The sequence below is a fragment of the Riemerella columbipharyngis genome, assembly GCF_900101995.1.
GTDB lineage: Bacteria > Bacteroidota > Bacteroidia > Flavobacteriales > Weeksellaceae > Riemerella > Riemerella columbipharyngis.
Map to the genome: position 1 here is coordinate 59,891 of NZ_FNAS01000007.1, position 14,008 is coordinate 73,898.

16 protein-coding genes are annotated in these 14,008 nt (G+C 36.1%); 9 read left to right on the top strand and 7 right to left on the bottom strand.

Annotated elements, in window-relative coordinates:
* The first annotated feature begins 33 nt into the window (after nt 1-33).
* The 4 genes from BLS89_RS05290 to fabD all read left to right on the top strand — a co-directional run bounded on the left by BLS89_RS05290 (nt 34) and on the right by fabD (nt 6,496).
* Nucleotides 34-1,959, top strand: coding sequence for a putative porin (locus BLS89_RS05290; protein WP_092736447.1), 1,926 nt, complete (start codon nt 34-36; stop codon nt 1,957-1,959).
* A gap of 81 nt (nt 1,960-2,040) precedes the next feature.
* Nucleotides 2,041-3,621, top strand: coding sequence for a bacillithiol biosynthesis cysteine-adding enzyme BshC (gene bshC / locus BLS89_RS05295; protein WP_092736482.1), 1,581 nt, complete (start codon nt 2,041-2,043; stop codon nt 3,619-3,621).
* Between the two features lie 39 nt (nt 3,622-3,660).
* Nucleotides 3,661-5,580 carry an amino acid ABC transporter substrate-binding protein gene (locus BLS89_RS05300; RefSeq protein WP_092736448.1) on the top strand — a complete coding sequence of 640 codons (1,920 nt, stop codon included), beginning with the start codon at nt 3,661-3,663 and terminating at the stop codon, nt 5,578-5,580.
* A 40-nt stretch (nt 5,581-5,620) separates the two neighbouring features.
* A complete protein-coding gene (gene fabD, locus BLS89_RS05305; RefSeq protein ID WP_092736449.1) occupies nt 5,621-6,496 on the top strand; it encodes an ACP S-malonyltransferase in 876 nt (291 codons plus the stop codon).
* A gap of 58 nt (nt 6,497-6,554) precedes the next feature.
* Here the strand turns inward: fabD and glyA are convergent, their stop codons facing one another.
* Nucleotides 6,555-7,823, bottom strand: a complete 1,269-nt coding sequence (gene glyA, locus BLS89_RS05310) for a serine hydroxymethyltransferase (RefSeq protein WP_092736450.1) — start codon at nt 7,821-7,823, stop codon at nt 6,555-6,557.
* A gap of 202 nt (nt 7,824-8,025) precedes the next feature.
* Here glyA and BLS89_RS10635 point away from each other — a divergent pair, with 202 nt between their 5' ends.
* The gene (locus BLS89_RS10635; protein WP_176763253.1) at nt 8,026-8,199 is read left to right on the top strand and encodes a hypothetical protein; all 174 of its coding nucleotides are present in this window, start codon (nt 8,026-8,028) and stop codon (nt 8,197-8,199) included.
* Nucleotides 8,200-8,517: 318 nt separating this feature from the next.
* Here BLS89_RS10635 and BLS89_RS05315 read toward each other — a convergent pair whose 3' ends face one another.
* The 4 genes from BLS89_RS05315 to BLS89_RS05330 form a co-directional block, all read right to left on the bottom strand.
* Nucleotides 8,518-8,718 carry a helix-turn-helix transcriptional regulator gene (locus BLS89_RS05315; RefSeq protein ID WP_092736451.1) on the bottom strand — a complete coding sequence of 67 codons (201 nt, stop codon included), beginning with the start codon at nt 8,716-8,718 and terminating at the stop codon, nt 8,518-8,520.
* A 1-nt stretch (nt 8,719) separates the two neighbouring features.
* Entirely contained in the window at nt 8,720-9,184 is a 465-nt protein-coding gene (locus BLS89_RS05320) for a hypothetical protein (RefSeq protein WP_092736452.1), read from the bottom strand.
* Nucleotides 9,185-9,365: 181 nt separating this feature from the next.
* A complete protein-coding gene (locus tag BLS89_RS05325) occupies nt 9,366-9,548 on the bottom strand; it encodes a hypothetical protein (RefSeq protein ID WP_092736453.1) in 183 nt (60 codons plus the stop codon).
* Between the two features lie 11 nt (nt 9,549-9,559).
* Nucleotides 9,560-10,321: a hypothetical protein gene (locus tag BLS89_RS05330; RefSeq protein WP_092736454.1), complete on the bottom strand. Its 762-nt coding sequence runs from the start codon at nt 10,319-10,321 to the stop codon at nt 9,560-9,562.
* Nucleotides 10,322-10,462: 141 nt separating this feature from the next.
* Here BLS89_RS05330 and BLS89_RS11205 point away from each other — a divergent pair, with 141 nt between their 5' ends.
* From BLS89_RS11205 to BLS89_RS05345, 3 genes are all read left to right on the top strand, one after another.
* Nucleotides 10,463-10,591, top strand: a complete 129-nt coding sequence (locus tag BLS89_RS11205; RefSeq protein ID WP_262501476.1) for a hypothetical protein — start codon at nt 10,463-10,465, stop codon at nt 10,589-10,591.
* A gap of 170 nt (nt 10,592-10,761) precedes the next feature.
* The gene (locus BLS89_RS05340; protein ID WP_092736456.1) at nt 10,762-11,355 is read left to right on the top strand and encodes a Crp/Fnr family transcriptional regulator; all 594 of its coding nucleotides are present in this window, start codon (nt 10,762-10,764) and stop codon (nt 11,353-11,355) included.
* A gap of 6 nt (nt 11,356-11,361) precedes the next feature.
* Nucleotides 11,362-12,588 carry a hypothetical protein gene (locus BLS89_RS05345; protein WP_092736457.1) on the top strand — a complete coding sequence of 409 codons (1,227 nt, stop codon included), beginning with the start codon at nt 11,362-11,364 and terminating at the stop codon, nt 12,586-12,588.
* On the opposite strand, the gene BLS89_RS05350 is transcribed toward BLS89_RS05345, so the two are convergent.
* Together BLS89_RS05350 and BLS89_RS05355 are read right to left on the bottom strand one after the other, a co-directional pair.
* Nucleotides 12,589-12,963 (bottom strand): hypothetical protein, encoded by a 375-nt coding sequence (locus tag BLS89_RS05350; RefSeq protein WP_092736458.1) that lies wholly within the window; start codon nt 12,961-12,963, stop codon nt 12,589-12,591.
* Nucleotides 12,964-12,972: 9 nt separating this feature from the next.
* A complete protein-coding gene (locus BLS89_RS05355) occupies nt 12,973-13,362 on the bottom strand; it encodes a c-type cytochrome (RefSeq protein WP_092736483.1) in 390 nt (129 codons plus the stop codon).
* 142 nt (nt 13,363-13,504) lie between these two features.
* On the opposite strand from BLS89_RS05355, the gene BLS89_RS05360 reads away from it, so the two are divergent.
* Nucleotides 13,505-13,999, top strand: a complete 495-nt coding sequence (locus tag BLS89_RS05360) for a c-type cytochrome (RefSeq protein ID WP_092736459.1) — start codon at nt 13,505-13,507, stop codon at nt 13,997-13,999.
* Nucleotides 14,000-14,008 lie beyond the last annotated feature (9 nt).

Consider the following 14,008-nt stretch of genomic DNA (forward strand, 5'->3'; position numbering starts at 1 on the left):
AAAATTACCTAAATTTGTACCTCATAAAAACTTATGAGGTACTTTTTTTTAATATTGGTGCTGTTTTCAGCGTGGGTTAGCGGTCAGATTCTTGCTCCTGCCAAAAAGGATGTAGGTATAGATGATGTAGTAGTCAATAAAGGGATCAAAGATTCTTTAGAGATTTTTATTCCTACCATCAAGGACTATCAGTACTTTGCACAATACGGGGAGCGTAAAAGTTTTGATACGGTATTTACTGTTGATAAATCATATCGTTTTACACGGTATAATAATCAAGACGATTTTGGAAAGATACCATTTGCAAATATTGGCTCGGGCTTCCAAAATCTTGTTTATAGGACAGATGTACGGCAGAATCTTAGCCTTTTACCCACAAACAAATCTCATTCTATTTTAGGGATTGGTGATATTCGTTATTATGATGTAAAATCGCCTACCACTGCATTTGTTTATCATAATGGAGTGAACAACGGAGGTACGCTTCAGTCCACCTATACCCAGAATATCAGTAAGAATTTTAATTTTGCATTAGAATATTTGGGGCTTCGTTCGCAGGGGTTTTATAGGAGAAGTTTGGCGGTGGATAATCATTTTATCGTGGCACTTCATTACCTTACCCCTAATAAAAAATATCAGGCATTCGGGCATTTTGTGAATCAGAATGTCAATAATGAAGAGTATGGAGGAATAGCTAGTTTGGATAATTATCTTTATGATTCCCGCTTCAAAAATAGGAACAATTTGGAGGTTAATCTTTTGAATTCTAATTCTCGATTTTCTTCTCGGCGTTTTTATTTAAGTCAAGAGTTTCGTCCGTTTGGGGCACCGTCATTCCCTTTCAAAATCCGAAATACCAGCTATGTACAGTCCAATAAATATTATTTTAGCCAGAATGCTGCAGAGCCTTATTTGGAGAAAATAGGCGGAACATTGATAGAAGGTAAGGATTTGAACAGCTCTAAGTTTTCTAAGGAATATGCCAATACGCTGAGTTTGTTGTTTGATAATGAGTACTTCAAGCTGGATGCGGGACTCAAATATCAAAACATTAAGCTCGGAACCAATAATGTCTATTTGAAAGACAACCCTTATCAGCCTTATACATTTACAGAAAATAGGGTAGGGGTAGAAGGCAATTTGCAAATAAAACTTTGGGATAAGCTATCGCTAAAATCCCATTTGGAGATGTCTCGAGGTAAGGCTTTCGGTAATTATATCCACTCTGCAAACCGCCTAAATATAGAACCTATCAAGGGCTATTTTCTAAATGGGGCAGTAGATTTTCAGTCGGTAGCACCGAGTTTCAACTATTTGGTTAATTCTTCGCCATACCAAAATTATAACTATTTGTGGGCGGATTTTAGCAATCAAAATACTTTGCACATAGGAGGAGTATTAGGATTAAAATGGTTTGATACCAAGATTTTAGCAGATTATTATCGGATAGACCACTACACTTATTTTGACAGTAGCCGCCGGCCTCGCCAGAGCAGTGCAGCACTTAATATCTCTCAGATAGGAGGAGAGACTACGCTTAGCTATAGAAAATTTCATCTCAATGGACGTATTTTAGCACAGACCGCTCTTTCAAATAAAGATTTATTCCCGATGCCGAATTTATTAGGGCGGTTGAATTTCTATTATCAAACCGAAGCTTTCAAAAAAGCGGCAGAGCTGCAAGCAGGAGTTAAAGTCTATTATTTCTCGTCATTCAAGTCCAGAGCTTACAGTCCGGTGCTTAATGAGTTTGTATTGCCTTCGTCCGATGATTATGTCATTGGTGGGCGGCCGATGTCCGATGTGTATTTCAATATGAAAGTGAAGCGGATGTTTGTATTTTTAGAGGCACAGCATCTTAACACTACTTTTATGAAAAATCGCTCTTATACGGCACCATACTATCCGGTTTCCGATTTTAGATTAAATATAGGAATTGTCTGGTATCTTTTTTATTAGGCTTTAATATCAGGATTATTCCGTAAATTTGTAGAAAATATAGACCATATTATAAGGTTGGTAACAACTAAAAAAAAATATATGAACGAAAAAATTTCGTTTCAGGATATAGATTCTATACCGCAATTGATTAAAGATTTCCTCTCGGGGAAAAGAGAGGATTGTCGTAATTTCAATTTTTCAGTTCAAAATATAGAGCGGGTAATTTTTAAGAAAAAAGACTTTTTCGACTCTGGTAAAAGACAGGTTTTGTCGGAAGCTCTTACAAATCAGTATCAAGGATATTCATTGTCCGATGGGCAAAAAGAAAACTTAGAAAAAATAGCCTTAGAAAATACTTTTACCGTTACTACCGGACATCAGCTTAATTTATTCACGGGGCCGGTATTCTTTATTTATAAAATTATTCAAACCATCAAGACTTGTGAATATCTGAAAGATAAATTTCCGGATTGTCATTTTGTGCCGTTGTTTTGGATGGCATCGGAGGATCACGATTTTGAGGAGATTAACCATTTTCAGACGGATAATGCGTACTATGGTACTTCTGAGAAAAGTGGAAATGCCGTAGGGAAAATAGTGGTGGAGGATACCCGTTTTGTAGCGCAGTTTAATGATGATATTAAGGGCTATGCTTATTCCGAACAGCTATCGGAGTATTTGTCGGCGGCTTATCCCAAAGGAGAAACATTAGCCTTTGCGATAAGAACCCTCTCACAGAGGTTATTTGCAGAGCATGGGCTTTTAGTCTTAGATGGTGATGATTCTCTTTTGAAATCCCAGATGACAACTGTTTTTGAAGATGAACTTACAAATCACCGTCTTTTCACTTGTTCTGCAAATACGGTAGAGCGACTAAGAGAAAATTATGGCAAAGTTCAAGTAAATCCTCGGGAAATAAATCTTTTCTATCTTTCGGATACCCGAAATCGTATAGAACGGGGGGCTGGCGGGTTCGAAGTAGTAGATAAAAACCAATCGTTTTCTACTCAAGAGCTTTTACAAGAGCTGAATACCCACCCTGAGCGTTTTAGTCCTAATGCTCTTATGCGTCCTGTTTATCAGGAAACGGTGCTTCCAAACATAGCCTACATAGGCGGTAATGCAGAGGTGATGTATTGGCTGGAGCTCGGAGATTATTTTGATTACTTAGGGCTGCCTTTTCCTATTTTGATACCTCGTAATTCGTTTGCTTTTGTTCCTGAAAAATTATTCTCAAAGGTAGAAAAGTTAGGTCTTTCCTTAACGGATTTTTACAACAATTATCGTGATAAGCTTAATCTCAGACTGGTAGAGCAGCACACTATTCAGACTTTGCTTTTTGAAAAAGAGCAAGTGGTAAGAGAAGCCTTTGAGGTAATTAAGGCTAAAGCTTCGTTTACGGAAAAAACATTTGTTAATCTGGTGGAGGCAGAGTCTGTAAGGCAGCTTAAGTCTTATGCTAAAATGAAAAAACGCCTCTTGAAAGCAGAACGCCGTAAGCATTACGAGGCATTTGAAAGAGCAGAGCGTATTGCAGAAATACTGTCTCCTAATGAAAAATGGCAAGAGCGGCAGTATAATTTTAGCGTGTTTTTCAGGGACTTTGGGTTTGATTGGCTCAATGAATGCTACGAACTGATAAATGTGGAAAAACCGATGATGATAGTGTCCTCTATTTAATTTGAAAAATGTATTTTTGTATCCTATTATTTTAGATAAATGAAAAAATTATTCATAGCACCGATATTTTTATTCAGCTTTTTATTAAGTGCTCAGACGCATAAGGTATCCGCTAAGGAAACCCTTTATTCCATTTCAAAAAAATATGGAATGAGCCTTCAAGAGCTGTATAGACTAAACCCTAATCTGAAAGATGGAAAATTGCAGATAGGCGATGTCCTAAAAGTTTCTAAAAATGTAGTGGTGCAAAAACAACCCCAATCTTACGATACTAAGACTTCGGGTAAATATGGTAAAATTGTTTTGGAGCCAAAGCAAACCTTGTATGGTATTTCCCGCCAATACCATATATCCATAGACGATTTGAAAAAACTCAATCCTAATTTGGAAATGAAAATAGGAGAGGAAGTGGTATTGCCGGAGGCGTTAATTCGCAAGTATGGAAATATGCAGCCAGCGGAAAATCATATAACTGCTGCTAAAGAGGAAAGTCCCACTCAAAAAACCGATACGCAGAAAGCAGGCGATACCTATACCGTTCAGCCTCACGATAATTACTATAGACTTACCAAGCGTTTTAATATCAGTAAAAAAGAGTTGTTTCTTCTTAATCCGAGCTTAGAAGAAAGAGGACTTAGGCAGGGAGATGTAATTAGAATTTTGCGTTCCGATGATAATGCAATTGACACAAATATCCCAAAATCCGAGTCACTGAAAAGAAATTCCGATAATGTAGAAATGACCAAGCCGGAGGCTTCGGATAATACTCATGGAGATAATGATAATTATCTTACTTATACCGTTCAGCAGGGAGATACCATTTTTGGGATTATCAATAGATTTGGTATTACATTAGATCAATTGGTGGCACTGAATTCTAAATTGGAATCAGGATTGAAATCCGGAATGATTCTTAGGATAAGAAAACTGGACTCATCTCCTTATCTCAAGAAAGGAGATAATGGACTGAATGTTGTTTTAATGCTGCCTTTTGGCTTTGATGAAGGAGAGTTTAAGTACAGAAACTTGGCATTGGATTTTTTGCTTGGTGCTAAACTTGCCGTAGAAATGAATGTAAAAAAAGGATTGCCGATAAATTTAAATGTAATAGATGCAGGAGATGAAAGAACTTTCAAAAAATCGTTGAGACAAATCAATCCTGCGGATACCGACCTTATCGTGGGACCTCTGTTCAAATCTAATGTGATAGAAGTTTTGGATTATGTAAAAGGTTCTAACACTCCTGTGGTAGCACCATTTGCCAATAGTGAAGATATGTACGGCTATGGTAATTTGATTATCGTAGAAACCGACAAAAAAATATATGCACAGCGTATAGCCAAAGAGATTAAAGATATCTATTCCAACCAAAAGATATATATCGTTTCGGGTTCGGATAAAGATAATGCACAGTCGATCAAACAAAATCTTCCTGATGCCATCGGTGCCCAAGTGAAAATAGTAGCATCGGCAGACGAAATAAAATCTGAAAAAAATATGATGACGGGGCAGAATATTCCTATCATTGCTGTTTTGGCCTCTGATGATGATAGTGTGGGTGAATCTTTCTCGAGCAAGGTCATAGAGCTTAGCAAAGAAGATGAGAGTTTGAGGACATTTAGTATGTTTTATACTCCTGCATTTGATACTCATTCGGGAGAGCTGGGCAAAGTGCATCTGGTTTATATAATGGATAGAAAAATCAATTCGGGAGGAGACTTTGAAAAAGAAGTTTTGGCCGCTTATAAATCCAAGTATTGCAAATCTCCTTCTAAATACGCTGTCGTTGGTTTTGATGTAATGAATGATATGCTTGCAAGAGAAGACAAAAAAGGACAAATCTTTAAGCATATGAATAAATCTCAAACGGAGCTGGCAACCAAGTTTGAGTTTGAAAGAATAAAAGCTGATGGCGCCTATGTCAATACGGGCTATAGAGTCGTGAGATTGTTGCCTTAGAAACGAAAATAATAGATACAGAAAAATTATACAGAAAAAAATGAAAGCATTAGTGTTTCCCGGTCAGGGTTCCCAGTTTGTAGGAATGGGAAAGGAGCTCTACAATAGCAGAAAAGAGATTAAAGACTTAATGGAAAATGCCAATGAGATTTTAGGGTTCGATATTCTTAAAATAATGTTCGAAGGCTCCGAAGAAGATCTCAAAAAAACGAAAGTAACTCAGCCGGCGATATTTATCCACTCTGTAGCAATGGTAAAATCAATGGATGCTACGGGGGCTCAGATGGTTGCGGGGCATTCTTTAGGAGAGTTTTCCGCTTTGGTGGCCAATGGTGTATTATCTTTTGATGACGGACTGAGACTGGTTGCACAAAGATCGGAAGCTATGCAGGAAGCTTGTAATGTTAATCCTTCTTCTATGGCTGCTGTTTTAGGTTTAGAAGATGAAAAGGTAGAGGATATTTGCGGTACAATAGAGGGGATTGTGGTTCCGGCTAACTATAATTGTCCGGGGCAGCTGGTTATTTCCGGAGAGACCAAAGCTGTGGAAGAGGCTTGTGCGAAACTTAAAGAAGCAGGTGCTAAACGAACTCTTATTTTACCTGTAAATGGCGCTTTCCATTCACCTTTGATGAAACCTGCACAAGAAAAATTAGCCCAAGCAATCAATGAAACTAAGTTTAGAAAGCCTGGTATGGCAATCTATCAAAACATTACCACTACGGCGGTAACCGATGAGCAGGAAATTAAACAAAATCTTATAGCACAGCTTACAGGTCCTGTAAAATGGACTCAGACCATCAGAAATATGATTAAAGACGGTGCTACAACTTTTGTGGAAGTAGGTCCAGGTAAAACTTTACAAGGGCTTATAAAGAAAATAAACAGCGAAGTGAATACTTCTTCTGCAATGTAAAAAAGTCTAAAAATAGGATAAAGAAAAAGCCTCGTGAATGCGAGGCTTTTTGTATGGTTTAATAGCAAAATAGAGGTCTGCCGTCCATTAGTTTCAGCACTTTTGCTTTTACTTCGTTTAGGATATTAGGATTGTTCAGGTTGTCCACTACCATAGAGATGAGTTCGGCGACATCGTCCATTTCTTTTTCCTGAAGTCCGCGAGTGGTGATGGCTGCTGTTCCCAGTCTGATACCCGAAGTGATAAAAGCAGATTTGTCATCAAAAGGAACCATATTCTTATTACAAGTAATGTCTGCTTTTACCAGAGCTTTTTCGGTTTCTTTACCGTTTACCCCTTTGTTTCTAAGGTCTATAAGCATAAGATGGTTGTCGGTACCTCCGCTTACAATTTCAAAACCTCTTTCTATCATAGCGTTTGCTAATGCTTGGGTGTTTGAAATTACTCTTTTAGCATAAGCCTCAAACTTGTTGTCCAGTGCTTCCCCGAAGGCTACTGCTTTTCCGGCAATGATATGCTCTAAAGGACCGCCTTGTACCCCTGGGAATATAGCACTGTCCATCATGGCACTCATCATTTTTATTTCGCCCTTAGGCGTTTTGTGTCCCAGTGGATTTTCAAAGTCTTTACCTATCATAATCATTCCTCCTCTCGGGCCTCTCAGCGTTTTGTGGGTGGTCGTAGTTACGATGTGGCAGTGTTCAAAAGGAGAGTTGAGGAGTCCTTTAGCGATAAGTCCCGCCGGGTGTGCAATGTCTGCCCAGAGTATGGCGCCTACTTCATCTGCTGCTTCTCGGAATTTTTTGTAGTCTAAGTCTCTGGAATAAGCCGAAAATCCTGCAATGATGAGTTTAGGTTTTACTTCCAATGCTTTCTGCTTCATCGCTTCGTAGTCTATTCTTCCTGTTTCTCTATCGAGTCCGTAGAATTGGGCATTGTACTGTATTCCTGAGAAATTCACAAAAGAGCCGTGCGTAAGATGTCCTCCCATAGATAAATCCAAGCCTAATACTGTATCGCCGGGCTTAAGACAGGCTAAATATACGGCAGCATTAGCTTGAGAGCCGGAGTGAGGCTGTACATTGGCATACTCTACACCGAATAGTTCTTTGGCACGGTTGATTGCCAGTCTTTCTACTTCGTCCACCACTTCGCATCCTCCATAGTAGCGTCTTCCGGGGTAACCCTCTGCGTATTTGTTTGTGAGGACGCTGCCTACGGCTTTCATTACATTTTCGGAAACAAAATTTTCTGATGCGATAAGCTCTAAGCCATTCGTCTGGCGGAGTCTTTCTTTTTCTATTAAATCAAAAATGATATCGTTCATAAGATAAAAAAATTATAATTCCCAAATATAATTAAAAATTGTAAATACACCATATAGTCAAGCGATTTTAATTTTAGAGGGGGATATGTGGATTGTCAATATTGAAAGTGTTTTGGAATATGTGTATGTGTTTTTTTTGTTATAAAAGTTTTTTAGTTATTAAAATAATGTATATATTTGTAATCAATAAAAATATTGTATTATGAAAACAGCGACTTTTTATTTAATTATCAGTTTAGTGATGAATGCCGTAGGTGTTTATCTAAAAGTAAACCATTTTAGTACTGCAGGGAGTGTTATCTTGTTGGGAGGATTGTTCTTCTGGGGTTCTTTTATTGTAAAGATCGTAAGAGGAGCTTTGAAAAGAGAAATTTAATATTAAAATGAACGAAGAATATGTTATGAATTTTTAGGCATATTATTCGTATTTTTGCGGTAATTGTATTAAATCAATCATTTTAAGCTGTTTTTTATTTCTGTATTTTCTATAAAAGAGCAACAATTATCATTTTGAAATCCGGTAGTCCGAAAGAGATTCTTTTAAGCGGAAAATGGTGTGTTTTGGTTGATAATATTTTTTAATTAAGCTTCAAAGCAAATATTGTATATTGCGAAAAAGATATAATAACCAAACGAATGATCGTGCCGGCAACCATTGTTTTTACTCTTAGTATTTTTAGAATTTAGAGAAAAACTAATCTTCCTCTTCCAGTATAAAAATTTCTTCTACGGGTTTGCCGAAATAACGGGCTATTTTCAATGCCAAAACAGTAGAAGGTGCATACTTGTTTTTTTCCATTGCATTGATGGTCTGCCGACTTACGGAGATTATTTTAGCCAATTCCTCTTGTGTAATGTTTTTGATGGCGCGCTGTACTTTTATCGTATTTTTCATCTTAATTTTTGTTTTTCAATAATAAATAATGGAATCGTGCGATAAATAAGATGAGTATCAAAAACATCTGATAAATTATTACCCATAAAAAGAGTGTTCCGTAAACAAAAACGAACAGCAAGAAAAGCACCACGTAATTGATTAAAAATGCCCACTGGAAAGATTGCAAGCGAAGATTGGCAATAAACTCATCTTCTATCACTTCCTGAGAGAAAGCTACCAATAAGCCTCCTATAATAAATGCACAGCCTGCGACGGTGAAGGTAAGATTGGTATGGATAAACTTAAAGTAAACTGTCTTGCCGAACGAATCATTATCCCCGATAATAGAAAAAACAGTTCCGCTGAAAGAATGAAATTGCTTGTCTGGCATAAATCCAGACCAAATCCAAAAAATTGCTGCTAAAGCCATCAACGCCCAACCAAAGTTCTTTACTCGGTGTGGCAATAAAAATTTTGTTTCCATAAGTGTATTATTTAAAAATTATTATAGTACAAATGTAAAATAAAATTTCCTAAATATAAAGTATTTTTTACATTTTTTGTTTTAGATTTTTCCGAAGTACTTGGGCAATTGCACGACTTGCGTAAAGAAATGCGTTTAATCACTTATTGATAACCTCCCGTTAAAAGGGAAATTGCCAATCTCATAGGTAATAAGTAGAATAATTACTATGGCCAAGTTCCAAAGCAAATATTGTATATTGCCAAAAAGATGTGATAACCAAACGAATGACCGTGCCGGTAGCCATTGTTTTTACCTCAAATGCAGCTTGGTTCGCTTTCAACAAATGTTTATTAGAACTTAGCTGTTTGCCTGCTAAAATCATCGGAAATCCTTTTAAAGTTTGTCCAACAAATCTTTCGGAAATCCATGTTTTATAAACTCATTGTAGTAAAATTCCTTTTGAGGGTGGTTGTTGGCATACGCCGCTTGCAACACTTCTCCATACCATTTACAATCTTGTCTGAATTGCCGCATTGTAAGTCCGCTTCCTTCAAAAGTTGGTATTTTGATACTTGCCAAGAATTTTGTCCAAGTTTCTACATCAGAATTGTACAACATAGGGAAACAATTATATTTTTCTTTTTCAAATAGAAATTTCCCCCATCGTTTGTCCCATGTTCTCTCCGAATCATCTATAATAGCTCTATTCACTTGATATGCTTTTTTCAATTGTACTATTAAATGATATTTGTTTACATCTTGTGCGAAATTGTCAAAAACATACTCAGGGGAAAATAATCGAATGGCTGCTTTCAGCTTGTAATCAATAAACTCAATATGTTGGTTTCCTAATTCGAACAAAATCTTGTTTTTTAATGGAGTGTTAGCCTCATACAGTGTATCCAATATAAAGTCCATATACAAGCGATTATACACAGCTCCTTTATTGAGAGGATGATATACATGTCCTTTTTTATCTGAATTCTTTCCCTTGCTTACATACTTCGAAGCAATCTTTGCTATTAGACGAATATCTTCTTCTTGGTCGCTGGTTGCCAATTCTTTCAAAACTCTTTGAAGTCTTCGTTTTTTATTGATTTTATCTATTTTCAAATTTGAGAATTCTTCCCATATTTTTGAATGAGTTTTGTCCATCTTACTAATGTTTTTTTTAGGTGGTTTCTACTTTTGGGGCTCAAGATAATTTTTGTGTCAATTTACACAGGTAAAGATACAAATTTTATCTCTTTGGTTATATCTAAATTTGCATTCTTCTGCAATAAGGTCTCTTATTTTATGAAATATTTTTATTGTCGGGTAGGAAATACCAGAAATCTTACCTACTTTTTAGGCTTCAATATCAATCAAAACAGAGCTAAATTCTCTCTGGATTTTACTTCAGAAATTCTTGAACAGGCGATATAATTGTTTTTTATTGATTAAGAATGGTTTAAAAGACATAAATATTCTTAATTTATCTTGAACCTAAATTAGCCTTTAATCTTGTCAGTAACGCGTTAATTATAGCTTGTATATTTGTATTAGTCAAATATTTATCGTATCTTCGCTTGATTGAAAATGTAAAGTAATTAAATATGATTCTTAATATTGATGATTACTTCTTAGAAAAAACTCAACCTATTATCAAAGAGTACAGCAAGGGAGATGTTATTATTAACGAAGGGGTAATTTCTGATTATTTTTTTTATCTAAAATATGGAAAATTAGCAGTTTACAATTATACAGATGAAGGAAAAGAATTTTTGCAGCATAAGGTAGATGCAGAAGCGTTTTTTGGAGAGCCTGCGGTATTGCTGGAAAAGCCTTTCCCCGGTAGTGTGAAAGTAACTTCTGATAAAGCTGAAATTATAAAAATAAAACGAATAAAGTTCATGGATTTTCTAGTAACCCACCCTGAGCAATGTTTGGAATTTACAAAAAGAATAGCAACTAAAGCTATAGCTAAAAGTAATACACTTAAAAATATTATGTTCCAAAATCCCGAAGAGCGTATCCTAAGGTTGTTTGAAAATTATAAGAAAGGTAATACTAAAGAGATGAAAATTAATATTACGAGGAACGAAATATCTCAAATGCTCGGGCTGAGAATAGAGACTGTTATCAGGACTATTAAAAAAATGGAACATAGAGGTATTCTGAAAATTAAAAATGGAAAAGTATTTTATTGATTGTTTATGCTGAAAATTTCACTGAGACAAGGACTAAAAATAGCATTGTTGAATTTTTTAATAGTGTCTATTCTTGGGGCTGTTATGCGGTATAAAATTGTTTTTTCTTTACCCTTTTTAGACCAGAAACATTTACAAGAAGCCCATTCTCATTTTGCATTTTATGGCTGGGTTACTACAGCAGTATATTTTTTTATGGTATATATTATTAGAAGCTATTTAACACCTTTACAGATAAAACAATATCACGCTTTAATAATTCTCAATCTCATCGGTTCTTATGGGATGCTGGGGACTTTTATCTATGGAGGGTATTATTGGGGTTCCATTGTATGCTCTGCTGTGTCTTTGTTGGCTGGAATAGCGATACTAATTTTATTTTCTAGAGATTATACTAAAATCAATACCCCATCAAAATTATGGTTTTTAGGGGGGCTTGCTTTTGCGGGATTATCTGCCTTAGGGGGGGGAGGGCTGGTTTATATGAAGGCAACGGGGGGGATTGTCCAAAATTGGTATTTGGCGGCTACCTATTTTTATTTGCATTTCCAGTATAATGGTTTTTTTGTGTTGTCATGTATGGGGTTGTTTTTCAATTGGCTGCATCAATGCGGTATCGGTATCGAAAATAGAATATCAAAACGGATATTTTGGCTGATATTTTCTGCGACGGTTTTAAACTATGGTTTGTCTCTGACTTGGATGAATGCTTCTGGCTGGATTGTGGTGCTATCTGCAATGGGGATTGTGTTGCAGATGGCAGGTTTTATTGGACTTGTTGTAATAGTGAGGCGGTATTGGGAGGATTATTCTAAATCTTGGAGTAAATTGGTTAAAAGTATTTTTCTGATTATTATATTGGCTTTTTCATTAAAAGTGATCCTTCAGCAGTTGTCTATCATTCCACAAATCAGTCACTGGGTATTTGGATTTAGAACTATTGTGATTGCTTATCTTCATCTTGTTCTGTTGGTTGTAGTCAGTAGTTTTTTGCTGTTAAATATTTTGCTTTTAGAACTGTTTGAAACAGGCAGAGCTTTTAGAATAGGTCTTATTTCGTATCTGGTTTTGATTTTGATAAATGAGGCTGTCTTAGCCCAGATAGGGATACTGTCGCTTTTTGGAATTTATTGGAGTGCTTCTCCATTAGTACTTTGGTGGGTTTCGATAGGAATAGTGGCGGCTATTGCATTATTGGTTTACGGACTGAAAACAAAAAAAAGAGCGGGATGATTACTTCCGCTCTTCTTTATATAAAGTTGTTTTTTGCTCAGGTAAAGATAGTTTTCCGGAGTGTCCATCTTCTAGTATTTCCCAAATTAAATCCTCGTTTGTGAAGATGGGATTTCCTTTTTCATTAGTCCCCTTAGCAAGCAATTCATAAGTTTTGCCATCTTTTATAAGTTTTACCGCTACCTCGTCTCCTTTTGCGAAATAAATAATATCAATTTCCGAGCCTTCGTTATTGGTATAAACTCTTTTGGGCTGTACTAGGCTTGTTGGTTTTTCTACTGGGGTATTATCCTCTGAAGCTGTATTTTTGGATTCTTTACAAGAAATATTTGCAAATCCGGCAATGATAATAATGCCCCATATGATTTTTCTCATAAAAAAGTTTTATTTTTTAAGACTTAAAATATATTTTACCATCTTTTGAGCTGTTTCTTTACTCATTCCTGGATGTGCTGTCATAGGCACTTCTCCCCAGGAGCCTTTTCCTCCGGCGATGACTTTTTCTGCTAGTTTATCAACATCAGCTTCGGTGTATTTGTTTGCTATTTCTTGATAAGACGGACCAACCAGTTTGGAGTCTATTTTATGGCAGCTCAAGCAATCTGCTCCTTCTATGAGAGTCAAGCCTTCTGGTTTCTCTTCTCCTTTATTCTCTTCCGTTGCCTGAGGTTCTTCTAATAAGACATTGCTTTCTTTTTCAGGATTTTCAGCTTCTTTTTTTGAGCACGAAAACAAAGATATGCCCACAAGGCAGCATAATAGTAGTTTTTTCATAATCGTCATATTTAATTTATTATTTTATCAATGCAAATTTCTTAAAATAAAAATAATTTTTTTATGACTCTGGTCATACATCTTATTTGTTGGTATAAAGTAAATTTGTACCGTAAAAAAACAATTAAAATAATAGATTGAAATGAAAAAACTAAATGTTATTCTAGTAAGTGTGGTATCTTTATTTGCCTTGTCTTGTGGAGGTGGGCAAAAGCAAAGCGATAATGCGGATGTTGTAACAGAGTCTCCTGCGGAGGCAGCTGAAACCAGTGCGAGTGATAATTCCTATGATCCTAAGAAAGGACTTGGGAAATTTGATGAATCTAATGTAGATGTAAGTTCATTTAATGCTTCAATGGCTGCGGAGGGACAAAAAATTGCAGAAGTAAAATGTACTTCTTGCCATAAGATGACAGAAGAAAAACTGGTAGGTCCAGGCTGGAAAGGAGTTACAGACAAGCATACTCCGTATTGGATTATGAATTTTATAACCAATCCGGATCCGATGATTGATAAAGATCCTGAACTTCAGAAACAGCTGGAAATCTGTATGGTGAGAATGCCTAACCAAGGCTTGAGTGATGAAGATGCTAGAAAAATTTTAGAGTATATGAGGCAAATTAACGGAGCAAAATAATTTAATTTT

Bases quoted from the DNA above. Each gene is read 5' to 3' on its own strand.
- BLS89_RS05290 (WP_092736447.1), top strand. From the start codon at position 34: ATGAGGTACTTTTTTTTAATATTGGTGCTGTTTTCAGCGTGGGTTAGC.
- bshC (WP_092736482.1), top strand. From the start codon at position 2,041: ATGAACGAAAAAATTTCGTTTCAGGATATAGATTCTATACCGCAATTG.
- BLS89_RS05300 (WP_092736448.1), top strand. From the start codon at position 3,661: ATGAAAAAATTATTCATAGCACCGATATTTTTATTCAGCTTTTTATTA.
- fabD (WP_092736449.1), top strand. From the start codon at position 5,621: ATGAAAGCATTAGTGTTTCCCGGTCAGGGTTCCCAGTTTGTAGGAATG.
- glyA (WP_092736450.1), bottom strand. From the start codon at position 7,823: ATGAACGATATCATTTTTGATTTAATAGAAAAAGAAAGACTCCGCCAG.
- BLS89_RS10635 (WP_176763253.1), top strand. From the start codon at position 8,026: ATGAAAACAGCGACTTTTTATTTAATTATCAGTTTAGTGATGAATGCC.
- BLS89_RS05315 (WP_092736451.1), bottom strand. From the start codon at position 8,718: ATGAAAAATACGATAAAAGTACAGCGCGCCATCAAAAACATTACACAA.
- BLS89_RS05320 (WP_092736452.1), bottom strand. From the start codon at position 9,184: ATGGAAACAAAATTTTTATTGCCACACCGAGTAAAGAACTTTGGTTGG.
- BLS89_RS05325 (WP_092736453.1), bottom strand. From the start codon at position 9,548: ATGATTTTAGCAGGCAAACAGCTAAGTTCTAATAAACATTTGTTGAAA.
- BLS89_RS05330 (WP_092736454.1), bottom strand. From the start codon at position 10,321: ATGGACAAAACTCATTCAAAAATATGGGAAGAATTCTCAAATTTGAAA.
- BLS89_RS11205 (WP_262501476.1), top strand. From the start codon at position 10,463: ATGAAATATTTTTATTGTCGGGTAGGAAATACCAGAAATCTTACCTAC.
- BLS89_RS05340 (WP_092736456.1), top strand. From the start codon at position 10,762: ATGATTCTTAATATTGATGATTACTTCTTAGAAAAAACTCAACCTATT.
- BLS89_RS05345 (WP_092736457.1), top strand. From the start codon at position 11,362: ATGCTGAAAATTTCACTGAGACAAGGACTAAAAATAGCATTGTTGAAT.
- BLS89_RS05350 (WP_092736458.1), bottom strand. From the start codon at position 12,963: ATGAGAAAAATCATATGGGGCATTATTATCATTGCCGGATTTGCAAAT.
- BLS89_RS05355 (WP_092736483.1), bottom strand. From the start codon at position 13,362: ATGAAAAAACTACTATTATGCTGCCTTGTGGGCATATCTTTGTTTTCG.
- BLS89_RS05360 (WP_092736459.1), top strand. From the start codon at position 13,505: ATGAAAAAACTAAATGTTATTCTAGTAAGTGTGGTATCTTTATTTGCC.